Source organism: Microcystis sp. BLCC-F210 (genome assembly GCF_042134685.1).
GTDB lineage: Bacteria > Cyanobacteriota > Cyanobacteriia > Cyanobacteriales > Microcystaceae > Microcystis > Microcystis aeruginosa_D.
This window is the reverse complement of record NZ_CP169647.1, coordinates 3,003,208-3,027,244: the sequence shown is the minus strand read 5'-3', so window position 1 is coordinate 3,027,244 and position 24,037 is coordinate 3,003,208. Positions and strand designations below refer to the sequence as shown.

The following is a 24,037-nucleotide window of genomic DNA, read 5'->3' as shown; positions in this document are numbered from 1 at the left end:
TTATGAGGTACAGTAGCAACAGTGAGTAAACCAATTGCGAATATCTTTTTGAGTAACTTCTAACATAGCCAATTCAATCCCTTCTATTAAGTCTTTGTAAGTTCTCGCCTTTAGTTTTCTTAACATCGCTTTGACTTTTGACCAAAAGTTTTCAATAGGAGAGAATTCGGGAGAATAAGGAGGTAAATAGATGAGTCTAGCTTTTTCTTGTTCGATTATTTCTCTGACCATTTCTCCGAGATGAATCTTGGCGTTATCCATGATCAGACAGTCTCCTTCTTTAATTTTTGGCAGCACTTCCTTCAGAATAAATCCTTCAAATGTTACCGCATCCACTGCACCGTATATGTTGACTGATGCGACAACTTTTTCTAAGCTTATAGCACTAATTATTGAAATATTTCTCCCTCTTTTTTGTGGTTTTCTTCCCCTAGCTCTTTGGCCAATTAAGGCTCTAGCATAGAGTCTCAAAAGGGCTAAATTTACCCCCGATTCATCGATAAAAATTAGTTTTGATGCCTCAATTTCCCGAACTTCTGACCAGTATTCCACTCTTTTTTGCTGTACCCTGTCACTTTCTTTTTCCGCCGCGTGTAGTGTTTTTTTTTGAAACTATAATTGAGTTTTTGCGTCAGCCGCCCCAAGGTGGCTCTACTGACTTCCACCTGTGTCTTTTCATACAGTAAGTCCGATAATTCTTCGAGAGTTGCATCATTGTTAGCTTCGATGATTTCTATTAAAATTATCAATTGTTCACTATTTAACTTGGTTGGCGGACTTCCCCCTTGCGGACGAGGACGGATATCTCCTGTTTCTTTATGTTGCTTCAATAACTTCTGAATAAAGCTTTTGGCCACGTCAAATCTCTGAGCTAGTCCTCGAATGGAAATTTTTTCTTTCTTCCAGACATCGATAATTTTTTGGCGAAAATCTACGGAATAGGGTCTCATAGGAAGCTGGTAAGTTCTATTATTTGTCTATTTGCTTTCCATTGTACCTCATAGCTCCAAGAATTGCTATATACTCTTTTTCTAACTCTGTTAATTTTCTATTTTTCGATTTCTTTTTCGGTGTATAACTATTACTATGGTAAGCTTTTACGCATTTAAGTTACATTGACAGCATTACCCTTATTTTTAAGTTTTCTACTCCATTTAATAATCAATCCCCCTTCATTTAAAAGCTGATTGACTACTTTTTCCAGTTCTTCTTTATTTTCAAATTCTCGATTAGCTATGTATTCTTTAGCGGAATGCCACACTAATTCTATTAGGTTGTAATCTGGACTATAAGCTGGTAAAAACTCTAGCCTAATATTGGGCAACTCTTTTTCCACCTGCTCAATAACATCTTTCTTTTTGTGATAACTAGCATTGTCTAATATAATGATAATCTTAGGTCCCTTTTCTCGAAAATCTTCGGGCAGATTTCCCAAGTTTATCCATTCTTGACGAATCTCTTCATGAAGTTTCTTTAATTGTTCATGGAAAGTTTCTGAATTTCCTTTTTTGATCATAAAACAGACTCGTTTTTTGTCATTATATCTTAAGGCTCCCATCACATTCACCCTTCCTCTTTTTCTTTGTCCATTCACTTTTTTTCGCTTTCCTTTTTTTGTCCAAGCTCTCCTTCTTATTACTCTCAAACTATAGTTATTTCAAATAAGAACGAGACACTAGGCGACACAATAAGTACGAATAATTTCATCAAGGGTTGTCCCCACAGGAGCATACATTCTTGCCCTCTTTAATGCACTAAAATCATGTTCGATATCATTTAAATCAGGAGAGTATTTTGGCAAAAACACTACCTGATGACCTGCTTCTTCTACCAGTTGTTTAATGACTGTCTTCCGATGAATTGGTGCATTATCCATAATTAATACTGATGTTATGGTTAGAGAGGGCAATAAATATAAAGATAACCACCCTTCAAAACCTTCGGCATTCAGGCTTCTCGTAAATACCATCGGTGCAATAAAGTCTTTTTTTCCCTTTCTTCTCCCGGCGACAAGGTTTTCTCTTTTTCCTCGTTTTCCTTGTCTATCTCCCAATACTTTTTTACCTTTTTTTGACCAAGCATAAAGGCAGGCTTGAAATTCTTCAAACCCTGACTCATCAATAAATACAAGGCTTTCACTTCCATATTTTTTAATCAATTCTCTCAGCACTCTGTAGTATTTCATTCTTTCTTCTCGGTTTCTTTCTCTATAACGAAGTTCCTTCTTTTTTCTGGTAATTTTCATTTTTTTTAAGGCATAGCAAATGGCACTTGGTCTCACTCCAAACTTCTCGGCTCTGTCTCTTAATCTTGCCTCGGGATTTTCTTGGACATCTTTTGACAGTGCTTTCCAGTCCAGCTTTCTCTGACGGTGTTTTACCTTTGTTGCTTCCAGTTTTTCCCTACCTAGCCATCTATATATCGTCGCTCTTCCTATATTAAATAGAGCGGCGGCTTTGGTTATGCTTCCCCCATTCTCTACATAATCGATCACTTTTTTTCTCAAGTCTAGGCTATAAGACATTTTTCTGTATGGATTGCTCGTTTCTCTTCATTTTACCTTATTTTTCCCTCGTCTCACACTTATTTGAAATGACTATAAAACGGAGAGGCTATGGCTTTAGAAACTTTCGGAATTTTTGGGTTAGAAGTATGTTATCTTGGCATCTTGTATGTTGATTTAGCATAAAGGGTAACGAAGAGCCTATAATCCTTAACTAGCAAGAGGTTTGAAGCAATATATTAGTAAAAATTATCAATTGAATATTAAAAAGTGCGGAAAGTGGGTTTTATACAGAAACTTTTTCCATAACACTCTTGAGAGTAAAGATGTGGGTCAACTTTTGGCATATCACCCCATTTTAGCACCATCGCCAGAACTTTTCTGCGTATCATAACCAAAAGCGTATTAGCCAGATTAAACAAACTCTTTTAAGTAGATTCCTAACAACAAGCTGAAATAAAATAGACTTTTCGGGAAGTCTAGGACTAATGGCTTCAGTCCACCCCACAATTAACTAATTTTCGGGGAAAAAGTGCCTAAAATTTTCCCCTCGATCGCTCTTATGGTCGGCACTTTTTCAGGGCAGAAAAATCTAAAAATCTTAGCCAACAATGTTTTTAGATTTATTCAGCCAACCCTAAGTTAAATTTCGAGTTGATCGATTAAATCGCGCATGATTTTGGCCGAATTATGTAACTGTTCGGTTTCTCTGGGACTGAGAGCAAGATTCAGAGTTTTTATCACTCCTTTCTCATTAACCACCGAGGGAATACTTAAACACACATCTTTGAGACCGTATTGACCATCGAGGAGAGTGCTAATAGTCAGAATTCTTTCTTGGGAACGTAAAATCGCTTTAACGATATCCGTGGTAGCTAAACCGATCGCATAGCTAGTATAACCCTTGCGTTTGATAATTTCATAGGCGGCGTTTTTAACCTGAAGAAAAATTTCTGTTAAGCTTTCTTGGTCGGTTGCGCTTAAATCCTGCCAATCTCCTTCTAATAACCTTGCTCCTCCGATATTAGCCGAACTCCAGACAGCAAGCTCACTATCCCCGTGTTCACCGATAATATAAGCGTGGACGTTACGCGCATCTACATGGAGTTGGGTGGATAAAAGAGAGCGTAAACGAGCAGAATCTAGCACTGTACCCGAACCAATCACCCTAGAAGGCGGAAAATGGGTGATTTTCATGGTAATATAGGTCATTATATCGACGGGATTACTCACCACCAAAATTAAAGCACTGGGACAGTAAACAGCCACATCCGCAAGAATACGGCGAAAAATCGCCACATTTCGTTCAAGGAGATGTAATCGGGTTTCTCCCTCTTTTTGGGCGGCCCCGGCAGTAATAATTACCACATCGGCATTTTGTCCCACATCGGCCACGGTTCCCATTTTCAAGTCCGTGGGTTCAATAAAAGGCATTCCGTGCCTTAAATCCATCACTTCCCCTTCGACTTTATCGGTGGCGATATCCTGGAGAATTAATTCATCAAAACAGTCTTGAATTAACATGGAGTAAGCGCAGGCCATCCCCACCTGACCAACACCGATAATCACCCCCTTGCGAGGACGCAGAGGTGCGGGTTTTTCAGCGTAGGGATTGGGAGTAAATATTTTATCTAGCATAGATTTTTGCAGTTACTGGCTCGGTAAACTCATCTTAAAGGGAAATGGTTAATATCAGGTAAAAAGAGACTCAGTAAGTAGTCGTGCAAAATTAATTTCCTAGTAAAGATAGGCAAAAGGCAAGAGGCAAAAGGCAAGAGGGGGTTAGATATGTGTAATTAATTTTGCTTAGGTACTTAAGTGGTTCTAATTAAATATAAAGATAGATTTTGCCTTGGATACCCCCTTAATCTCCCCTTATTCTATCCATTAGTCAGATCTTTCTTAACAAAAAGAGAAGAAACTAAAAAAAGGGGAAACGATTGATAGGTATAGTTTTGAAAGAAGAAATTAAGATGGAGGTGAGCAAAAAAATGCAGAAATAGGCAGTCAAAGAATTACAGTATGCAGACCTAAGGAACAGGAGGAGAAAGAAAAGGTTAATCAGTATCGTGGAAAACTTGGCCAGCTAGGTTAGTGCGTGTGTACTAATTTGGCTTCGAGAAATCTAGCGGCAGCGGATGTCACCTACGACGGTGAAGTCGATTAAAATACAGGAGTCTATTAATTGTTTCATACCCACCCCTCTCGAATTTTTTGCTGGTATTCTAAACCGTCTCCTTTAGCCCAGATTCCCTTGATTTTATCTAATAAGGTTTCAAAATCCGCTTCAGCAGAATCAGGCAGTTTAAGGGATGGCACGTTTTTATAGCGGTGTGCAGTCGTATGAGGTACAGTGTCACGAGCTATAAACCAGGCTAGGCAAAGCTTGGTTTGTATCTCACTCAAACGCTTACCGCTATAGTATCATCGGGTAATTTTGAAAGATTGGCAAGGGTTCTTTTTTTGACTTGATCTCCTTCTCGGTAGGATTCTCGAAGAAGAACTAGGAACCAGCAATTCTCATTTTGAAATAAATAGAGCATTAACCCCGATTTTGGCAAGGAAAATATAGTACGAAGCAACTATTTTCTAGAAGAGGCGAACAATAAAAAAACAATTGGCTAGACAAATTAAGTATAAATACTCAAGCAATCAAAGAGGTTGGCTGAGAACGAACGGGGTTAAATCAGGAAGATAGTTCTGTTTTTAGAATAGAGAATTCAAGGGAAATAAAAATTTATAATTATTGTCAGCTAAGGTAAAATGGGTGAGATAGAAATCCACCAGCACGTCAAATTATTCCAAGATGGCTCAAAAAGCGGCAACCCTAGAAATTTCGGAATTAACGCAATTTTTACATCAAGAATTAGATGATTTACCCGATGAGAGGAAACCTGGAAATAATAGAAAATATGAGATAAAAGATGCCGTGATGGCTGCATTTTCAGTCTTTTTTACTCAGTCGCCGTCTTTTTTAGACCATCAACGTTTAATAAAAAGCAATAAGGGAAAAGATAATGCTGAAAGTTTATTTTCAATTAAAAAAATTCCTGGGGATAATCAAATAAGAAATTTGCTAGATCCAGTGCCAGCATCTAATATCTCTAGGACTTTTCAAAAAGTCTATGAATGGTTAAAAGAAAAGGGAGTTTTGAAAAAGTTTCTCTACTTAGATGGAGAAATATTAGTGGCGTTAGATGGCACAGAATATTTCTCATCCAAGAAAATTAATTGCCCTCATTGTAACTGTCGTAATCATCGAAATGGAACTACAACTTATTTTCATGGCTGTGTCACACCGATAGTAGTTTCTCCTAGGCAAAAACAAGTAATTAATTTAGAGCCAGAATTCATTAAAAAACAAGATGGACATCAAAAACAAGACTGTGAAAATGCGGCCGTTAAAAGATGGTTAAATAGGAATCATAAAAATAAGTATGGTTATCCTGTAACTCTTTTAGGAGACGACTTATATTCTCACGAACCTGTTTGTGAATTAGCGATAAAACAAGGTTATAATTTTATTTTTGTTTGTTTGGAAACGTCGCATAAAACTTTATATGAGTGGCTAGAATTTTTAGAAAAAAGTGGCGAAGTTAGGACCGTTGAAAAGAAACAATGGGATGGACGAAAAAATCTAATTTATCGTTATCGTTATGCTTCTAGAGTTCCCTTAAGAGAGGGGGACTCAAGTCTCGAAGTTAATTGGTGTGAAGTGACTGTTATCAATGAAAAAACCCAGAAAACTATCTACCAAAATAATTGGATAACTAATCATAAAATCACGGAAAATAATGTCGAAGAAATTGTCAAAGCTGGACGTAGCAGATGGAAAGTTGAAAATGAAGGCAATAACGTTCTTAAAAATCACGGTTATAATTTAGAGCATAACTTTGGTCATGGTCAGAATCATTTGTGCGAGTTCTTATTGTCTTTGAATTTACTAGCTTTTTTATTTCATACCGTGTTGGATTTAGTTAATTACACCTATCAAAAGATTCGTGAGCTATTAGTAACTAGGACTTCTTTCTTTAATGATATTCGTACCCTATTAAAATTTATTTGGTTTAAGAATTGGTCGGAATTTTTCTCATTTATTCTAACCGAATATGTCCCATTTAAAAAAGTAAATTCTAGTTAAAAATGTCAGAACTCTTGAAGAAAAAAAAGAAAGTTGTTCATAAAAAAAACTAAAAATTTTGTTAGAATTTCATCCAGATTTATGAGTTGAAATCGATTTTTTGTGGACAAAGTTCTTAAAACCTGTATATCTCCAGCGTTGGATGATAATTATCTGTCAAAAAATAATGCTTCTACACAAGTTCGGCTCTTCGTTACCCTTTATGCTAAATCAACAGACAAGATGCCAAGATAACATACTTCTAACCCAAAAATTCCGAAAGTTTCTAAAGCCATAGGCTCTCCGTTTTATTAGTTTAAGTTTATTGTTGATTCCCTCGACCACCCCATTCGTGGTCCTTCGCTCGAAATAACTAATTATTTCTCCAAACCAGTTTCGGATTGTTTGACAACTCTTGGTAAAAACACTGGAGGATTTTGCCAACCATTCTGAGATAGATAGCAGTCCTTCTGTCGGATTCTCTGAGGTTTCATAAATCTTTCTCAATTCTTCCTTTAACTCGTGCATCTTTTTCAAACTTGGGAAATTTTCTTTGATAGCTTCTAGTTTGATTTTTTGGGTTTCCGTCAAATCTTTTTCATTTTTTAACAAGCTATATTTACTTCGCTTTAAAACTTCTAGCTTCGCTTCTTTTTCCGCTTTCTGTTTTTTATTTTTCTGCGCTTCTACGGCTCTTTTTTCTGCTTTTCTCTGTTCGTCTAACTCTTGATTAATTTGTTTCATTACATGGAATCTATCGGCGACTACCTCGGCCGATGGCATCAATTCTTTCACCAAATTTTTATAGGGCAACCAAAGGTCTATGCTGACTTCTTCAATTTGCTCTAACACCTCTTTTCCCCACCCTGTAAGCGTTTCCCTCAATTCCTCTTGTGTTCGCTTCTCTAGAATAGCTATTAGTTTTCCCGTATCTAAATTTACTAAAACCGCACAGTAATTTTTTTGTCCTTTGACTAGAGCGATTTCATCAATTCCTAGTCTTTTTAATTTCGATAGGTCTGTCTCTGTAATTTCTTCAGCTATGTCCTCTATCATTCTTTGAATCTCTTCTTCCGTTACGTCATTTCTTCGGCTAACATTTAAAATATCTCCTTCTTTTAATTGTTCGAGTATATTCTCGGCTAGTCTTTTCGTATAGGTTCGTTTCTTGGCGACAAAATCTAACTCTTCGCTAAAGGGTTTCTGACAATTACCGCACTTAAATTGACGACGATTAACTTGTAGGTACACTGGTTGACCTGAGAGCGGTAAATCTTTGACTAAATGTCGATGATTTTGGTGGAGTTTATCGCTCTCTAACCCACAACGAGGACAGATTGCTTTTTGATTTTTCGATTCGACTGGTCAAACTATACCGATATTTTCTAGGTGTAGATAGCCTTGAATAGAGGTTCCTTCTAGGTTCAAAAATTTGTCAAGTATCATAAGTAAAATACTCTGGTTTTTGGCTATTATATCAAATCTTAACTCGATTGTCTATCTTTTTGTATTAACCTATTTGTGCCTTAAGTCCTTTTCTGTATGGGTTTCAGCTATTTTTGGGCGTAGGCTCTCTCATCGAATTTTATTTTAAGTTAATTATTTGCATAACAGTTACCGAAGAGCCACAAGTTCTTTATTTAAATAAGAGAATTTTATCTGATTTTTTTCAAAATGATAATTGCTGACTAGGAACTTTTCCTATATACATGGCTATCATTTTAGCAAATAGTAGAGAATTCTTGCCCATTAATAAATATTAAAAATTACATGGGTACATTGAGAGGAGTTAAGGAATGTATCCATTGATGGATAAGGGTTTTCGGCTATTATAGTATATATATATGGGAGAAGTTCAGTTATTACAAGCAGAGACATGGAAATCTGGGAACTGCCAACAGAAATAGTCAATTTTATTTGGCAGTCCGGAAAAAATTATTATTTCTCAACAAAGTCACATAATTTGTCACTTTTTTTGATAATCATCCTGAGTAAAGCGAGAAACTTTCTGGCAACCGCAGTTAATCGCCCCCTGTTTAAGCTATTTAAAGAAAAATCAGAGCTTATTCTGATTAAAATTAGCAGTAAATAGGCTACGGCTCCCTTAAAAACTTAAATCCCTTCTCCTAGTCTTTTTTTTGACCTTAAACTACACCGAAGTTTCCTGACACGGCAGCTTAACCATTTCCCCTTAACCCTTGCTACTCCCCAGATTATCCCCTAGTTTCTGTATAAATTTATACCCGACTATTTTTGTCGGGTATATTTGACACCAAGATTTTGCGGGTGATAGGATGCTTGTACATCAGTTGACGGCAAGACAGAAAAATCATGACCCTAGCGACAAACATCAAAACCTCAAAATTCATCCCCACCTTTACCCGCTTGGTTTCTAAGGAAGGAGGGACTTCTTACCCCCTGAAGGCGCTGAATATCTGCGAAGAAACCTTTGCTCCCCTGGAAGTGGACTACGATTACGACCTCATCCGTCGCACCGTTACCAGAGAAAGCATTCAAGCAGGTCCCAATTCCATCTGGCGCTATCGTTCCTTTTTGCCGGTGGAAAGTGAAAATCCTATCGATGTGGGTACGGGTATGACTCCCCTAGTGAAATCCCACCGTTTAGCCCGGCGCTTGGGTCTAAAAAATCTCTACATTAAAAATGATGCCGTCAATATGCCCACTCTCAGCTTCAAAGATAGAGTGGTATCCGTCGCCCTTACCCGGGCCAAAGAATTAGGTTTTACTACCGTTTCCTGTGCTAGTACGGGAAATCTGGCCAATTCCACCGCCGCTATTGCTGCTCACGCTGGTTTAGACTGTTGTGTTTTCATTCCCTCCGACTTAGAAGCGGGTAAAATTCTCGGCACCCTAATCTATAATCCCACGGTCATGGCAGTCAAAGGCAACTACGATCAAGTCAACCGTCTCTGTTCAGAAGTGGGCAATACCTACGGTTGGGGTTTTGTCAACATCAATCTGCGTCCCTACTATTCCGAAGGTTCCAAAACTTTAGGCTTTGAAGTGGCTGAACAATTAGGCTGGAAACTACCCGACCATATTGTCGCACCTTTAGCCAGTGGTTCCCTCTTTACCAAGATTTATAAGGGCTTCCAAGAATTCATTAAAGTCGGTTTGGTGGCAGATAAACCAGTGCGTTTTAGTGGCGCTCAAGCGGAGGGTTGTTCCCCCATTGCCCAAGCTTTCAAGGAAGGACGGGATTTTGTCGCCCCAGTTAAACCCAATACTATCGCCAAATCGATCGCTATTGGTAATCCCGCCGATGGTATTTATGCCCTTGATATTGCCCGTAAAACCGGCGGCAATATTGAATCCGTCACCGATGCCGAAATTATCGAAGGTATTAAACTTTTGGCAGAAACGGAAGGCATTTTCACGGAAACCGCCGGCGGTACAACTATCGCTGTCTTGAAAAAATTAGTAGAAGCCGGTAAAATCGACCCCGAAGAAACCACGGTCGTTTATATTACTGGTAATGGTCTAAAAACCCAAGAAGCGGTACAGGGTTATATCGGTGAACCCCTGTTAATCGAACCGAAATTAGAAAGTTTTGAACGGGCCCTAGAACGTTCCCGCACCCTCGAACGCCTCGAATGGCAACAGGTTCTCGTCTAGAATTGATGTTCAGGGATGATGGGGCAATTATCCTCTTGCCTCATCTCCACAAGCAATTTAAATTCGCGCGCAGCTTACTGTCCTTTCCACTTTTCCCTTGATATCTATGGCCGTAAAAGTTCTTGTTCCCACTCCCCTGCAAAAATTTACAGAAAATAACGCTACCGTCGAGTGTAGTGCTAGTAGTGTCGGTGATTTAATTGAATCCTTAGAAGCAACTTTTCCCGGTATCAAAGCCCGCTTATGCCGTGAAGATGGTACACCCCGGCCTTTTTTAAATTTCTACGTCAACAGTGAAGATATTCGCTTTCTCGATGGGACAAAAACCCCCTTAAAAGATGGCGATGAAGTCAGTATCGTTCCTGCGGTGGCTGGAGGTTAACCCCCCTATAAGTTTGTTTTCCGTCAATTGTAATTAAACCCCTAGAAAGTAATGTGTTCTGGGGGCTTTTGTTCAGGTAAATTCTAAGCTGCCCGTGCATTTAATACTAAATCCAGTTATTAAAAACTGATTATTTATTCCCCTAACAAGTCCCGAAGAGCCTTGATGATCAGGTTTACTGCCACTGAGCGTGAATGCGTGGATGGAGTAAACGCTCAACTGGTTGACCGTTTTTCAAATGTTCTTCGACAATCTGATTGACATCCTCTAATTTAACACGACAGTACCAAGTTTCTTCAGGAATAATCCTGACCGTGGGGCTAGTGCTACACTGTCCTTGACAACCACTGGTCATGACGATGACATCTTCTGGGAGAGCTGCCATTTGCCAAGCTAAAAGAAGCTCCGACGCACCCTGGACTAAACAGGAAGAATGCTGACAGACCATCACAAATCGCTTTTGGGGATAAGACATATTACCTAAAAATTTGCAAAATTAGATAGTTCCCCGGGTATATTCTTGGGAAAGGCTTTGGGGAAGCATAGTTTTATTTTGCCCCGAATCTCCGATACTGGCAACACAAAAAAAGGAGGCTGAAAAATTAACCATCAATCTTTAAAATAGAATTGGGAGAAAAATTTAGTCAATCAAGAGGGTAAAAGTGGCATTCGCTAGTCATTGGATCATGTTAGGTTTATTACTGGGTTTTGCTGTTGCCCATAGCGGATTAGCCAGTTTACGAATGCGGGGAGAAGCTATCATCGGTGCGCGACTGTATCGGGTATTATTTGCCCTTGTGAGTATCCCTCTGGCCCTGATTTTAGTAGTTTATTTCTTCAATCATCGTTATGATGGTTTACTGCTCTGGCAAGTACAGGGAGTGACTGGAGTTAAAACCCTAGTTTGGATAATTTCGGCCATTTCTTTTTTCTTTCTCTATCCTGCCACCTTTAACCTGCTGGAGATCGCCGCTATCCAAAAACCCCAGGTTCATCTCTACGAAACCGGCATCCTGCGCGTTACCCGTCATCCCCAAATGGTAGGACAGGTGATCTGGTGTATTGCCCATACCCTCTGGTTAGGAACAAGCTTTACCCTATTAACTTCCCTAGGTTTAATTGCTCATCATCTTTTTGCTGTCTGGCATGGCGATCGCCGGTTAGAGAACCGTTACGGAGAGGCATTTTTAAAGATCAAAGAACGCACCTCGGTGGTCCCCTTTTTAGCAATTATCGATGGTCGGCAAAGCCTAAAATGGCAAGAATTCCTTCGTCCTGCCTATCTAGGAGTAACAGGGTTTATTCTACTCCTCTGGTGGGGTCATCCTTGGCTAATGCAAGCAACAAGTAAAATTTATTGGTGATTTTGCTCCCAACCCCTTTCTTATTGATCCCGATTGGTGTAGGATGGTTTCTATATCAAAATTAAGTTTTCATAAAATCCGTTTAGACATGATCCTATCTGTCAACGAAAAGAGCTTCCCTAAGCTAGTTTTAGAGTCTCCTCGTCCAGTTCTCGTGCATTTCTGGGCTCCCTGGTGTGGTTTATGTCGTTTAATCCAACCCACCCTCTTTTCTTGGCAAAATGACTGTCAAGATGCGATTCAATTAGTCGGTGTCAATGCTGATGAAAATTTTAAGTTAGCTAATAGTTTTCGTCTGCGTAGTTTGCCTACTTTAATTCTCTTTGATCGAGGTGTTCCGGTTCATCGTCTGGAGGAAATTCACAGTCGCGAGGAATTGCAACAAACCCTGCGACTAATAGTCAAAAATCAAATCCTGCGTTCAGCTTAAGGGAAAGATACCTTTTCTGATGGTTTCTCTTGGGTTCGGTGGGTAAAATGTATTCTAAGATACGATACTGTCAGTGGGTGAGTGGAACGAACCACAGAGACACAGAGGACACAAAGATCGATCGCTCCTATATCAGTTAAACTTATCACACAAAGAATAAAAGAGCCTCTTGGTGTGGTTGAATTTGTCGAAAATCAGAAAAATCGCTGTCCTGATGTTATGGCCTTTTGTCAACGGGGAAGTTCAGTTATACTGCCTTTTACTCGGACAAGAAAGCGAGGCTCCCACCGCCATTAACTGCTCGATGTGAGCTAAGTACCTAAGCAAAATTAATTACACATATCTAACCCCCTCTTGCCTTTTGCCTCTTGCCTTTTGCCTATCTTTACTAGGAAATTAATTTTGCACGACTACTTAAGTTTCTTTTTCTTGAATTGGTCTTTAATGGGTTTGTAGGTGGGGTTAATTGTCCAGTTATTCAACCTTTTTAAACACATTATTTCTGTGAGGTAAATGTTATGACTAATATCATCGGTATAGGTTCTCGTGCAGCAGGATTAAGCACTTATCTTGCGACTTTAGCTTATCATCAAAAACATCAGGTAAAATCTAAAAAGGTCTTATCTTGTCAAGTAACACCGATGAACGAGAATACAAAACAATTGAGTGAGCAGGCAGAAAACATTTTAAAAGAGCAAGTGATGTTACAAGCAGGAAAATTATACCATAGCTTTTGCGAGCATCCTTTATATAGTTTTACTATTACTCTGGAAATAAAAGGATTATTTTGGGCTAAAAATACAGAAGAAGTTTCATTTGCTATCTACGATATGCCAGATAGTCTTTTGAGAGATATTAGAGAGTTTTCATCATCTCATAGCTTCTATAATGATTTATTTAGTAATATAGGTGGATATTTCTTACCAATAGATGGAACATCTCATCGAAAAGATGAGGTATATGCTAAGTCTTTAGAAAAATTTACTACAGATTTAACACAGCGTAACCCGCAAGGTTGTCCTATCGCTTTTACTGTCACGAAATGTGATTTATCAGAACTTTGGGTTAATCGAGATGATCCTCGTGGTCTGGTACAAAGACGCTTTCCTAAAATGTATGAAATTCTAGAAAATTGGACTCAGGAGGACAAGGGAAAAGTCGAATATTTCACCACTTCATCCTTCGGAGTATTTGGTAAATATTGCGAACCAAATTCAATTATTCAATCAGAAAGTGGGAGAGCATTTGCCGTGATTAGAAATACTAAAGAATGGCAACCTTTTGGACTGATTGAACCCTTATATTGGTTATGTACGGGCAAAATGCTATAATTATTGTAGAAAAAATTAATATTGCTTGCCCAAAAAATTATTGAGTGATTCGGGAAAGTCTGAAAATGAAACGCTATCAACTTCTTCAGGAAAAACGAGAGAATATTATAAAAATTGCCCGAAAGCATGGAGCATTTAATATTCTAATATTTGGATCAGTTGCTAGAGGAGAAGACAGCAATGACAGTGATATTGACTTTTTAGTAGAAATGGAACAAGGGCGCAACTTATTAGATAGAATTGGTTTAATTCAAGACTTAGAAAATTACTTAGGCTGTAAGGTTGATGTGGCTACTATTAACAGTTTACGAGATTGTTTTCGGGAAAGAATCATGAAAGAGGTGATTCCTTTATGAATGATGACTTAATTTATTTAGGTGATATTTTAGATAGAATTGAACGAATCGAATCTTATACACAGGAGGGAAAAGACAGATTCTATCAATCTTTATTAATTCAAGATGCTGTGATTCGCTGTTTTGAAGTCATTGGAGAAGCTGTTAAACAACTCTCTCCTGAGATTAGAAAAAAATATCCTGAAATTACTTGGCGTAAAATTGCAGGGTTTCGAGAAAAATAGCAGAGGTTGCCCCCTAGTTCTATAATCAGATCACGGCTAATTTGATTGGCTATCGATCTTATTCATGTCTATCTCCCCACCCCGTTCCGGTTACACTTTACCAGTTTTTGCCTGTGCCAGTGCGATCGCTTCTCTCCAGCATCTCCACGGCGAAAATGAGCTAAATTCCGTTACTTTTAATCTTTTAGAACCGCCAGAAACGGTTACAATTGCCATCGAACAAGTTGCCCGACTTAACCCCGATGCTGCCCTAGCTATCACCCGCAGCGATCCGGGGGATAATTTAGATTTAACTAGAAATACCCCTATATGGGCGTTAGTAGAAAGAAAAACGGGTAATCAAGAGATAGAGATTCAAGGCGGCGCAGGAATCGGCCTACAGGTTGATAATGGCGGGAAATCAGCTATTTATAGTTATGCCCAGCGTCTGCTGCAAGAAAACCTCAGACCCCTGTTACTGCCCCAAGAAAGCATCAAAGTGACGATTATCCTTCCAGAAGGCAAAAAACTGGCCACAAGGACTTCTAACGCCGCTTTTGGCGTGGTAGAGGGATTATCCTTGTTGGGTACTACTGGCATTTCCCAGCCCCTGAGCGCTCCCGGACAGTTGGAAATCTTTCGCGAGCAATTAAAAAATTTATCTCTTCGTTTCGATCGCTTGGTGTTTTGTATCGGGGAAAATGGCTTAGATTTAGCCCCTCAAATGGGTATTAATCCTGATATTTTGGTAAAAACAGCCAATTGGATCGGGCCGATGTTATTAGAGGCACAATTACAGGGAATCTCTGAAATTCTTTTGTTTGGTTATCACGGTAAATTAATTAAACTTGCCGGGGGAATCTTTCAGACTCACCATCATCTGGCCGATGGTCGTCGGGAAATTCTCACCGCCTACGCCGCTAAAATGGGTTTAGCTACCCCCCATCTCCAGCAAATTTTTGACAGTAGCACCAGCGAAAACGGTCTGGAATATCTGCGTCAATTAGACCGGCAAACGGGCGATAATTGGGTGGAACGCATCTATGGAGAAATGGCTAATACGATTGATCGCCGTTGCCAAGAATACGTTTATAACCACAGTAACGGTCATCTTGGAGTCGGTTGTATTTTATTTGATCGCTCTCGTTCTTTGATCAGCAAAAGCGAAAATGGCCTTAAATTTTTGCAAAATCTACCAGTCACTCCCCAGTGACCGTGCTATGATCGTGGGAATATTTAGGGCTTGCTGAAAAAGTACGGGCGAAGCATTCGGATAGAAAATCTACGGTTTCACCGATAGGTTATTGCCCGAATGCTTCGCCCCTACAGGACGCGGGCCGATGAAGACGCAAGGTTTTGAACGACGATTCTCTCAAAATCTTGCACCTGTTTCGCTCGTAAAGCCCCAAAACCCTTACTTTGCCTACATTTCACATTTATTCAGCAAGCCCTATTTAGTCTTAAAAAATGAAACTAATAAGGCGATACAATCGTAGCTTATTTTCAGAACAATAGCCGATTTAGTTTACAAATCTTTAACCTTTTCCTGCCAGTTTCTTTTTTTGATCGTAGTGACAACTCAAACCCCCCTTCCTACCCCCCAAGAGACTTTGCCCTCAGAGTCCTTCACTAATAGCCTTAATCGTCAAATAATCATCATTCTTGACTTTGGCTCCCAGTATTCTGAATTAATCGCCCGCAGAATCAGGGAAACGAACGTTTACTCCGAAGTTCTCTCCTATCGTACCAGCGCCGAACAATTGGCCCAAATCAACCCGAAAGGAATAATTCTTTCGGGCGGTCCCAATTCCGTCTATGATCCTGGAGCGCCTCACTGTGATCCCGAAATTTGGAATTTAGGTGTACCCATCCTCGGAGTTTGCTACGGGATGCAATTGATGGTACAGCAGTTAGGGGGCAGGGTAGAACGGGCAAAACGGGCCGAATACGGCAAAGCATCCCTATTTATCAACGATCCTACCGATTTATTAACCAATGTCGAGGACGGTTCCACCGCTTGGATGAGTCACGGGGATTCCTGCGTGGAATTGCCTGCGGGTTTTGAAATTCTCGCTCATACCGATAATACCGATTGTGCGGCTATTGCCGATCACCAGAAAAAACTCTTTGGAGTGCAGTTTCACCCGGAAGTTGTCCATTCTGTGGGAGGAATCGCCTTAATTCGTAATTTCGTCTATCATATCTGCAAATGCGAACCCACTTGGACCACGGAAGCTTTTGTCGAGGAATCGATCCGAGAAATTAGGGCAAAAGTGGGCGATAAGCGCGTTTTATTGGCTTTATCTGGCGGTGTGGACTCCTCTACCTTAGCATTCCTGTTACATCGAGCGATCGGTGATCAACTAACCTGTATGTTTATCGATCAGGGATTCATGCGTAAGGGTGAACCAGAACGATTAATGCAGATATTTAACGAGCAATTCCATATCGGAGTCCAGTATGTCAACGCTAGAAAGCGATTTTTAGCGCAGGTTGCCGGTGTCACCGATCCCGAAGAAAAGCGCCGTCGTATCGGCCATGAATTTATTCAGGTGTTTGAAGAAGAATCGAATCGCTTGGGACCCTTTGATTATCTGGCCCAAGGGACTTTATATCCCGATGTGATTGAATCGGCCGATGGTAATGTGGATCCCAAAACCGGGGAAAGAGTCGCGGTTAAAATTAAAAGTCATCATAACGTTGGTGGACTGCCGAAAAATCTCCGGTTTAAATTGGTCGAACCTCTGCGAAAATTATTTAAGGATGAGGTGAGAAAATTAGGTCGCTCGATTGGTCTTCCAGAAGAAATTGTTCGTCGTCAACCTTTCCCCGGCCCCGGTTTAGCAATTCGCATTTTAGGGGAAGTCACCGCAGATAAATTAAATATTTTGCGCGATGCAGATTGGGTAGTGCGCGATGAGATTAATAAGCAGGGAATGTATCACGATTTCTGGCAAGCTTTCGCGGTTTTATTGCCTGTCCGCAGTGTGGGAGTGATGGGAGATCAACGCACCTACGCTTATCCCATTGTCCTACGTTTAGTCAGCAGTGAAGACGGAATGACTGCCGATTGGTCGCGGGTTCCTTATGATTTATTGGAGACAATTTCTAATCGCATTGTCAATGAAGTTAAGGGAGTTAACCGCGTGGTTTATGATATTACTTCTAAGCCCCCCGGAACTATAGAATGGGAGTAGAATTGAATTATTGATTGATTGTTAGTCCCGTCCAAATATTGGGGCGGGATTTTTGCAGAATAGACAATTGAGGAGATTAATTACTACCATGGCACAGTTAGAGATTTTGGAAGAGATAGAAGCGGTGGATTTTGCGGAAGAAGAAGAAGATATTAAAGGAGAATCAGCAAACCAAAAAAAGCTACAACTCAAAGAAATCTCCGAGACTGTTGTTGCTGGAAGTGATTGGACTATCGCAACGATCCGCGATCAATTAATTCGAGAAAATATTCAACTCAATCCGCGCTTTCAAAGACGAGATGCTTGGAATATTACTCGTAAAAGTCGATTTATTGAATCCCTAATTCTAGGGTTTCCAGTCCCACTGATTGTCTTAGCTACTAATAATAAGGAAAAAGGGAAATTTATCGTTCTTGATGGCAAACAACGCCTACTAACAATTTTACAGTTTTATGGTGACAGTGCCACACCTAATAATAGTTTTACTTTAAAAGATTTAGAATTTCTAGATGATCTCAATGGCTGCCAATATCAGGATCTAGAAAATGACTTCAATTTAAATGATATCTCAGACCAACTGGATAATCAAACTATCCGCACGATTGTTATCCGTAATTGGAAAACGGAGAGTTTCCTCCATAAAATTTTTCTGCGTCTCAATGTGGAAAATACCCCTTTGTCTTCTCAAGAATTAAGACAAGCATTACACCCAGGGGGTTTTATTAATTTTTTAGATGATCGAGCGATCGAAAGTCAAGCATTAAAGAAAATATTTAAATCTTCCTATCCCGACTTCCGGATGCGCGACACTGATATACTATTGCGTTATGTAGCTTTTCACTATTATTTATCCGATTATCGCGGTGATGTTAAGATACTTCTAGATAAAACCTGTCAAAATTTCAATCAAGAATGGGAAAAACGCTCAGATGAAATTATCAATGTTGTTGATCAATTTGAAAAAGCTGTCCAAACAACAATTAATATTTTTGGAGAGAAAAACTTTTCTCGTCTCTGGTTATATAAAGAAGGAAAGTATCGAAGTCAGTTGAATCGAGCAATTTTAGATGTGATGGTTTTTTACTTTTGCGATGATCTAATTAGAGCAGCTGCCGAGAAAAACAAAGAACAGATAGAAAATGCTTTTAAAGAATTATTATCTAACCCTGACAATGAATCTAGGAACTCAGTAGAAAAAACTACTAAAAGTATTAGAGCAACTTACAATCGTTTTCATTTATGGGGTCAAGCTTTATCAAAAGTATTAGATATTAACTTCAATATTCCTCAGATGGAAGACAATCGTATTATTTTTAAGGGGTTAAGATAGTTAGTTTTTTTACTATGCCGAAATCTCTGAGATTTAGACAACTAACCAAAGAATTGAATCGACTAAAAAAACAATTCCTACCTCGTAAATTTAGCGAGATAAATGAATATTCTGAAAGACAATTAGCTTTAACTTTTGCCTATCGAGTTTTTGCTCATGCTGAGATTGAATCTTATCTTGAAGATCGAGTTTGGGATACAGTACAGACAGCAAAAAATATCTGGGATAATCAAGGTAAAGCTGGTCGAGTTTTGTTATGTGTAATCGCTTTTTCTGGTCAAGAAATGGAAGCTGCTCCCGACACCCTTACTCCTCTTAAAGGTAAGAAAAATCTGCCTGAAGATAAACTAAAAATAACTAAAAAAATTGACATAGCGATTAGATGTTTTAAATCAGTTATCGATCAAAATCATGGGATTAAGGAAACTAACCTATTAAAATTACTCTTACCAATCGGCATTGATAGTGATGACTTAGATAAAGTTTGGTTACTAAATATGGATACTTTTGGAGAAGAACGCGGTGAAATCGCTCATTCTTCGGCAATAAAAACGAAAAAACGCCTAACCTCGCCGACGAATTAGAAAGAGTTAAACAAATTATTCAAGAATTAGAGAAAGTCGATCAATTGATTACTAAATTGATCGAGTAATTGCCCTCTTAATAAAATTTAAAGTGTTAATTATATCAAAAATACAGTATAATGAAAGGCAGAGAATAGAGAGCTAATCATCAAAGTGAAACATAGACCAATTGCGATCGATTTATTTGCTGGCTGCGGTGGGATGTCCCTTGGTCTAGAAGCGGCGGGATTTGATATTGCTGTAGCGGTGGAGTTTGATGCAGTCCATTCCTTGGTTCATCATTTTAACTTTCCCTATTGTCAAACTATTTGCCGGGATATAGCCAAAGTAACAAGTAGAGAAATATGGGAATTATTAAAACTAAAAGGCTATGCCACCGATGTTAGTTTAATTGCTGGTGGTCCCCCCTGCCAAGGTTTTTCATTGATTGGTAAACGACAAATAGATGATCCTAGAAATTCTCTTGTATTTGAATATCTGCGGATTGTAGCAGAAATTAAACCCAAGTATTTTATCTTTGAAAATGTCCCCGGCATGGCTACGGGTAAACACAAACAATTTTTAGAGGAGTTAATCTCTGAATTTGAAGCTATTGGCTATACAATTAATCAGCCAATTAAAATCCTGGATGCCAGTGAATACGGCGCACCACAAAAGCGCAGAAGATTAATCTTAATTGGTAGTCGAAAAGACGTGACGATGGCTAAATATCCCTTAGCAAAGACTGTCGATTTGAACTCAGCCAAAAAATCAGCTTTTACCAGCGTCTATGATGCGATTTCAGATTTAGAATTAATACCGGCCTTTATCGATACTGATTTAGGCATACCCGCATCAAAATTAGATTATAGTGGTAAGAGGAAAAAATATTCAGTGCAGCCAAGGGATATTTTTAAACTTTGCCATCAAAGAACAGTAGATACAAAAATCTATGGACATATAGGCTCAGTTCATACCCAAAGATCAATTGATAGATTTATTGTAACCGAACCGGGTACATTGGAACCAAAAAGTCGTTTTTTAAGGCTTTCTCCCACTGGATTATGTAACACTCTTCGGGCTGGAACTAATAGCGATAAAGGGGCCTATACTGCTCCTAGACCCATTCACTATTCTATTCCTCGTTGTATTACTGTACGAGAAGCAGCCAGATTACATACATTCCCCGATTGGTTTCAGTTTCACCGCACAATATGGCATGGTTTTCGTGAGATTGGCAACGCAGTTATTCCGGTATTATCGAAAGAACTTGGCTCCTCTGTGATGAGAGCAATGAATATCAATACCGCTAATCTCAGCCGAGTTATTTTAGAAAAAATGCCTGAAGAATTATTGCTATATAATATGTCTCAAGCCTCAAACTATTGGGGGATCTCTGACGATGTTATTCCGAAAAGAAAACGAGGTGTATCTCAGAGATTGGTCAGTATTTAAATTATACTAAATCCGTTTTTGATAGTATGATTAACTGCCAATCGAACTTTAAACACTCGATCCTTTCTTCTCACTTATTTATACTTTTTAAACAGGATTTAAGTAAGTGGTTTTAATTAGGGTTGGCTGAATAATGGTAAAACCCTTTTAAAATAAAGCTTTTGACCTGTTAAAATCCGATGTTAGTACCAGAAAATAGGGTTGGGACATTCAAAAACCTTGCACTATCCTTTTTATAGTACATAAGTTAATACAAAAAAGAGGACAACAAAATCTGAAACTCTCAGTCTTGACTCTTGCAAGAGTGCCTTATTTCAACAGGCAATTTAAATGCGCGGGCAGCTTATCCTATATGGTAATGTTTAATTTTATTCCCGTAAAAGTTGCTTATGTCCTTACCTGAACTCCCTCTTCATCTTCAATTAACCCAAATGGTTTCGGGTTACTGGTTATCTCAATCCATCTATGCTGCCGCTAAATTAAGCCTAGCCGAGCATTTAAGCACGGGAGCGAAATCTTGTCAAGATTTAGCCTCCCTAACTGAGACTAACCCTTCTGCTTTATACCGACTGATGAGAGCATTAGCTAGTGTGGGAATTTTTCGAGAAATTGAATCTCAACAGTTTATACTAACTCCCTTAGCTGAACATTTATCTAGTAACCATCCCCAGTCAGTAAAAGCGACAGCGATTATGTTAGGAGAGGCTCCCCATTATCAAGCGTGGGGAAATGTCTTACATAGTATCAAAACGGGACAACCATCCTTTGATGATGTCTTTGGGATGGGAGTCTTTGAATATTTTCAAACCCATCCGCTGGATGCAGAGATTTTTGAACAGTCGATGAATAGTTTTTCTTTGTCCGAGGAGAAAGCTATTTTAGCTGTATATAATTTCTCAGAATTTCAAACCCTAGTAGATGTAGGTGGGGGATACGGTGAAATGTTGGGAACAATCCTAGAGCAATATCCCCACCTAAAAGGGATTCTTTTTGATGAAGACTATGTAATTTCCCATTGTCAATCGACTTTAGAAAAACACAACATTCTCCATCGTTGTCAAACCGTTGGCGGTAATTTTTTTGAATCCGTACCGTCGGGGGGAGATGGCTATTTATTAAAACATATTATTCATGATTGGGATGATCGAAGGGCGATTGCCATTTTAAAAAACTGTTGTCAAGCTTTGGATAGCAATGGGAAAATTTTAGTCTTAGAAATGGTTGTCCCTTCGGGTAATAATCCTTCGGCAGCTAAAATGTTAGACTTAAATATGTTAGTTATGTGTCCGGGAGGTAAAGAAAGAACCGCAACAGAATTTGAGGAATTGTTGAGTCAAGCAGGCTTAAAATTAAATCGCATTATTCCGACTCAAGAAGATATTTGTATTATTGAATGCGTTAAAAAATAAGTCAAGGAGATCAGGCGCAGTCATCGCCTAATTTTGTAAGTGCGTTAATTAAATGTGACACACTTTTCCACCTCAATGTTCAAGCTTGTTATCGAGGAATAAATACAAGCATCTAACTGATCACTATATTGTCATAAGCTAAGAGGCATTTTAACCGCCTATCCGTCAAATTAGCTGAATCTCCGCCAATACCCCCGAAGTCGGGGGGAAAGGGGAGTTTTTCCTCATCTCAACAAGCAATTTAAATGCTCGGGCAGCTTAAAACTAAGGGGCTAAACGTTGCCTTTGCCAACGACCATCTTCTTGACGATAATAACAGAGACGATCATGGAGACGACTGGGGCGACCTTGCCAGAACTCGATTAAACTAGGAATTAGGCGAAAACCGCCCCAATGAGGAGGACGAGGAACTTCACGGCCAGCATACTCTTCTTGTAGTTCTGCCAGGCGTTTTTCGAGGATATCCCGCCCCGAAATTACTTCACTTTGATTGGAGGCCCAGGCCCCTAAACGAGATTCCCAGGGACGGACAAAAAAGTAATTATCCGATTCCTCTTCCCTGATTTTTTCTACAGTTCCCTCGACCCTAATTTGTCGTTGCAATTCTCCCCACCAAAACACTAGGGCCGCATTGGGATTAGCGATTAATTCCTGTCCTTTGGAGCTTTGGTAGTTAGTAAAGAGAACAAAACCGCGAGGATCGAAGTCTTTTAACAGTACCATGCGGGCCCGGGGTTTGCCCTCCGGGGAAATAGTGGCTAAAGTCATAGCGTTGGGTTCTAATCTTCCCGAAGATACCGCCCGTTCTAGCCATTGTTTAAATACAATGAAAGGATCGGCAGATGTTTCTGACTCTAGCAATTCTTCAAGATTGTAGTCTAAGCGCAGGTCAGCGATCGATATGTCCATGGTTTTGCTTGCTAAATTCTATCCTTTGAGATCCTACAAGATTATAGAATCATGACTATCACCTCAGCTAGTGACGCGATCGAATCTCTGTTAGAAATGGCCGAACAGGGAGAAATTGACCCCTGGGATGTGCAGGTTATCGATGTAATCGATCGCTTTTTGGCAGAATTGGGTTTATTAAATGATCTAGATTTAGCCATGGCTCAGGCTAATTTACCCCAATCGGGACAGGCTTTTTTATGGGCTTCTATGTTAGTTTTATTTAAGGCTGATACCCTAGAAAGATTGTCTTTAGACCAGCAAGAAGAAAGTCTGATTGATGAGGAAATTAGCGAGTTAGAACGGGAATTAAGAACTTTACCCCGTTATCTAGAAAATCATATTCGCCGTCGTACTGCTGCCCCACCACCGCGAAAAAGACGGGTAACTTTACAGGAGTTAATCACTCAATTACAACAGATTGCCCTAGAGATTGAAGCTTTACCGAAACTGCCTGTAGTTGTCCCGAAACCCCGGCCTCAATCCCGACGGGAAGCGGTACAAATTATCACGGAATTGGCCCACCAAGAAAACCTGACGGAGTTGGCAGCGGAACTGGACTTTTTTTTGCACAGAAAGTTTTTTCAATTAGATAAAAATGAGATAGAGTTTGAGTATTTATTAGATTTATGGCAAGCGGAAAAGCCTTCTAGTCACTCGGCAACACAGGAAAAGGTGGCGATTTTTTGGGCTTTACTTTTACTGGCTTCTCAATCAAAAGTGGAGTTAAAACAAGAGGATTTTTATCAGGATTTAACTATTTCTTTAATTAGGGTTTGCTGAAGGTGTGGGGTTTTACCGATTATTTTC

General features: G+C 39.4%; 18 protein-coding genes and 6 pseudogenes. 16 read left to right on the top strand and 8 right to left on the bottom strand.

The window, feature by feature from the left end:
* From ACE3JL_RS14465 to ACE3JL_RS14445, 5 genes and pseudogenes are all read right to left on the bottom strand, one after another.
* Positions 1-950, bottom strand: a protein-coding gene (locus ACE3JL_RS14465; RefSeq protein ID WP_375327777.1) for an IS630-like element ISMae26 family transposase whose coding sequence is annotated in 2 segments (ribosomal slippage) — positions 1-608 and positions 608-950 — 951 coding nt in all. Because the reading frame shifts where the segments join, the coding sequence is not laid out codon by codon here.
* A 46-nt stretch (positions 951-996) separates the two neighbouring features.
* Positions 997-1,101, bottom strand: a pseudogene (locus tag ACE3JL_RS14460) (IS5/IS1182 family transposase); the annotation flags it as partial.
* 4 nt (positions 1,102-1,105) lie between these two features.
* Positions 1,106-1,651 (bottom strand): annotated as a pseudogene (locus ACE3JL_RS14455) (IS630-like element ISMae23 family transposase); the annotation flags it as partial.
* Between the two features lie 24 nt (positions 1,652-1,675).
* Positions 1,676-2,524 carry an IS630 family transposase gene (locus ACE3JL_RS14450; RefSeq protein WP_375327644.1) on the bottom strand — a complete coding sequence of 283 codons (849 nt, stop codon included), beginning with the start codon at positions 2,522-2,524 and terminating at the stop codon, positions 1,676-1,678.
* A gap of 621 nt (positions 2,525-3,145) precedes the next feature.
* A complete protein-coding gene (locus ACE3JL_RS14445; RefSeq protein WP_271992666.1) occupies positions 3,146-4,141 on the bottom strand; it encodes an L-lactate dehydrogenase in 996 nt (331 codons plus the stop codon).
* Positions 4,142-4,506: 365 nt separating this feature from the next.
* Between ACE3JL_RS14445 and ACE3JL_RS14440 the strand changes: the two are divergent.
* Together ACE3JL_RS14440 and ACE3JL_RS14435 are read left to right on the top strand one after the other, a co-directional pair.
* A pseudogene (locus tag ACE3JL_RS14440) lies at positions 4,507-4,655 on the top strand (transposase DNA-binding-containing protein); the annotation flags it as partial.
* Between the two features lie 654 nt (positions 4,656-5,309).
* Positions 5,310-6,558: pseudogene (locus ACE3JL_RS14435) on the top strand (ISNCY family transposase).
* Positions 6,559-6,854: 296 nt separating this feature from the next.
* Here the strand turns inward: ACE3JL_RS14435 and ACE3JL_RS14430 are convergent.
* Positions 6,855-8,069: pseudogene (locus tag ACE3JL_RS14430) on the bottom strand (ISL3 family transposase).
* Positions 8,070-8,954: 885 nt separating this feature from the next.
* Here ACE3JL_RS14430 and thrC point away from each other — a divergent pair.
* Together thrC and ACE3JL_RS14420 are read left to right on the top strand one after the other, a co-directional pair.
* Positions 8,955-10,259, top strand: coding sequence for a threonine synthase (gene thrC, locus ACE3JL_RS14425; RefSeq protein WP_375327776.1), 1,305 nt, complete (start codon positions 8,955-8,957; stop codon positions 10,257-10,259).
* A 106-nt stretch (positions 10,260-10,365) separates the two neighbouring features.
* Entirely contained in the window at positions 10,366-10,641 is a 276-nt protein-coding gene (locus ACE3JL_RS14420) for a MoaD/ThiS family protein (protein ID WP_150977338.1), read from the top strand.
* A gap of 175 nt (positions 10,642-10,816) precedes the next feature.
* Here ACE3JL_RS14420 and ACE3JL_RS14415 read toward each other — a convergent pair whose 3' ends face one another.
* Positions 10,817-11,116 (bottom strand): ferredoxin, encoded by a 300-nt coding sequence (locus ACE3JL_RS14415; protein ID WP_375327775.1) that lies wholly within the window; start codon positions 11,114-11,116, stop codon positions 10,817-10,819.
* Positions 11,117-11,303: 187 nt separating this feature from the next.
* On the opposite strand from ACE3JL_RS14415, the gene ACE3JL_RS14410 reads away from it, so the two are divergent.
* The 11 genes and pseudogenes from ACE3JL_RS14410 (at position 11,304) to ACE3JL_RS14360 (ending at position 22,279) form a co-directional block, all read left to right on the top strand.
* The gene (locus tag ACE3JL_RS14410) at positions 11,304-12,005 is read left to right on the top strand and encodes an NnrU family protein (protein ID WP_271992660.1); all 702 of its coding nucleotides are present in this window, start codon (positions 11,304-11,306) and stop codon (positions 12,003-12,005) included.
* Positions 12,006-12,093: 88 nt separating this feature from the next.
* Positions 12,094-12,435 carry a thioredoxin family protein gene (locus ACE3JL_RS14405; protein ID WP_375329615.1) on the top strand — a complete coding sequence of 114 codons (342 nt, stop codon included), beginning with the start codon at positions 12,094-12,096 and terminating at the stop codon, positions 12,433-12,435.
* Between the two features lie 518 nt (positions 12,436-12,953).
* A complete protein-coding gene (locus ACE3JL_RS14400; protein WP_375327774.1) occupies positions 12,954-13,766 on the top strand; it encodes a hypothetical protein in 813 nt (270 codons plus the stop codon).
* Between the two features lie 65 nt (positions 13,767-13,831).
* The gene (locus ACE3JL_RS14395; protein WP_375327773.1) at positions 13,832-14,122 is read left to right on the top strand and encodes a nucleotidyltransferase family protein; all 291 of its coding nucleotides are present in this window, start codon (positions 13,832-13,834) and stop codon (positions 14,120-14,122) included.
* Complete coding sequence (locus tag ACE3JL_RS14390) at positions 14,119-14,346, top strand: DUF86 domain-containing protein (RefSeq protein WP_002765111.1); 228 nt, start codon at positions 14,119-14,121, stop codon at positions 14,344-14,346. Before ACE3JL_RS14395 ends, ACE3JL_RS14390 begins: the two co-directional genes overlap by 4 nt.
* A gap of 64 nt (positions 14,347-14,410) precedes the next feature.
* Complete coding sequence (cbiD, locus tag ACE3JL_RS14385) at positions 14,411-15,538, top strand: cobalt-precorrin-5B (C(1))-methyltransferase CbiD (protein ID WP_375327772.1); 1,128 nt, start codon at positions 14,411-14,413, stop codon at positions 15,536-15,538.
* A gap of 358 nt (positions 15,539-15,896) precedes the next feature.
* Positions 15,897-17,522, top strand: a complete 1,626-nt coding sequence (guaA, locus tag ACE3JL_RS14380; protein ID WP_375327771.1) for a glutamine-hydrolyzing GMP synthase — start codon at positions 15,897-15,899, stop codon at positions 17,520-17,522.
* Between the two features lie 88 nt (positions 17,523-17,610).
* Positions 17,611-18,852: a DUF262 domain-containing protein gene (locus ACE3JL_RS14375; RefSeq protein ID WP_375327770.1), complete on the top strand. Its 1,242-nt coding sequence runs from the start codon at positions 17,611-17,613 to the stop codon at positions 18,850-18,852.
* A gap of 14 nt (positions 18,853-18,866) precedes the next feature.
* Positions 18,867-19,504 (top strand): annotated as a pseudogene (locus tag ACE3JL_RS14370) (HEPN domain-containing protein).
* Positions 19,505-19,589: 85 nt separating this feature from the next.
* Positions 19,590-20,870 (top strand): DNA cytosine methyltransferase, encoded by a 1,281-nt coding sequence (locus ACE3JL_RS14365; protein WP_375327769.1) that lies wholly within the window; start codon positions 19,590-19,592, stop codon positions 20,868-20,870.
* Positions 20,871-21,259: 389 nt separating this feature from the next.
* Positions 21,260-22,279, top strand: coding sequence for a methyltransferase (locus ACE3JL_RS14360; RefSeq protein ID WP_271988542.1), 1,020 nt, complete (start codon positions 21,260-21,262; stop codon positions 22,277-22,279).
* Between the two features lie 264 nt (positions 22,280-22,543).
* On the opposite strand, the gene pdxH is transcribed toward ACE3JL_RS14360, so the two are convergent.
* Entirely contained in the window at positions 22,544-23,188 is a 645-nt protein-coding gene (gene pdxH / locus ACE3JL_RS14355) for a pyridoxamine 5'-phosphate oxidase (protein ID WP_271988541.1), read from the bottom strand.
* Positions 23,189-23,239: 51 nt separating this feature from the next.
* Between pdxH and ACE3JL_RS14350 the strand changes: the two genes are divergently transcribed.
* A complete protein-coding gene (locus ACE3JL_RS14350) occupies positions 23,240-24,010 on the top strand; it encodes a segregation/condensation protein A (protein ID WP_271988540.1) in 771 nt (256 codons plus the stop codon).
* Positions 24,011-24,037: the final 27 nt, after the last annotated feature.

Excerpts from the sequence above, each read along its gene's own strand:
- ACE3JL_RS14450 (WP_375327644.1), bottom strand. The coding sequence starts at position 2,524 with ATGTCTTATAGCCTAGACTTGAGAAAAAAAGTGATCGATTATGTAGAG.
- ACE3JL_RS14445 (WP_271992666.1), bottom strand. The coding sequence starts at position 4,141 with ATGCTAGATAAAATATTTACTCCCAATCCCTACGCTGAAAAACCCGCA.
- thrC (WP_375327776.1), top strand. The coding sequence starts at position 8,955 with ATGACCCTAGCGACAAACATCAAAACCTCAAAATTCATCCCCACCTTT.
- ACE3JL_RS14420 (WP_150977338.1), top strand. The coding sequence starts at position 10,366 with ATGGCCGTAAAAGTTCTTGTTCCCACTCCCCTGCAAAAATTTACAGAA.
- ACE3JL_RS14415 (WP_375327775.1), bottom strand. The coding sequence starts at position 11,116 with ATGTCTTATCCCCAAAAGCGATTTGTGATGGTCTGTCAGCATTCTTCC.
- ACE3JL_RS14405 (WP_375329615.1), top strand. The coding sequence starts at position 12,094 with ATGATCCTATCTGTCAACGAAAAGAGCTTCCCTAAGCTAGTTTTAGAG.
- ACE3JL_RS14400 (WP_375327774.1), top strand. The coding sequence starts at position 12,954 with ATGACTAATATCATCGGTATAGGTTCTCGTGCAGCAGGATTAAGCACT.
- ACE3JL_RS14395 (WP_375327773.1), top strand. The coding sequence starts at position 13,832 with ATGAAACGCTATCAACTTCTTCAGGAAAAACGAGAGAATATTATAAAA.
- ACE3JL_RS14390 (WP_002765111.1), top strand. The coding sequence starts at position 14,119 with ATGAATGATGACTTAATTTATTTAGGTGATATTTTAGATAGAATTGAA.
- cbiD (WP_375327772.1), top strand. The coding sequence starts at position 14,411 with ATGTCTATCTCCCCACCCCGTTCCGGTTACACTTTACCAGTTTTTGCC.
- ACE3JL_RS14375 (WP_375327770.1), top strand. The coding sequence starts at position 17,611 with ATGGCACAGTTAGAGATTTTGGAAGAGATAGAAGCGGTGGATTTTGCG.
- ACE3JL_RS14360 (WP_271988542.1), top strand. The coding sequence starts at position 21,260 with ATGTCCTTACCTGAACTCCCTCTTCATCTTCAATTAACCCAAATGGTT.
- pdxH (WP_271988541.1), bottom strand. The coding sequence starts at position 23,188 with ATGGACATATCGATCGCTGACCTGCGCTTAGACTACAATCTTGAAGAA.
- ACE3JL_RS14350 (WP_271988540.1), top strand. The coding sequence starts at position 23,240 with ATGACTATCACCTCAGCTAGTGACGCGATCGAATCTCTGTTAGAAATG.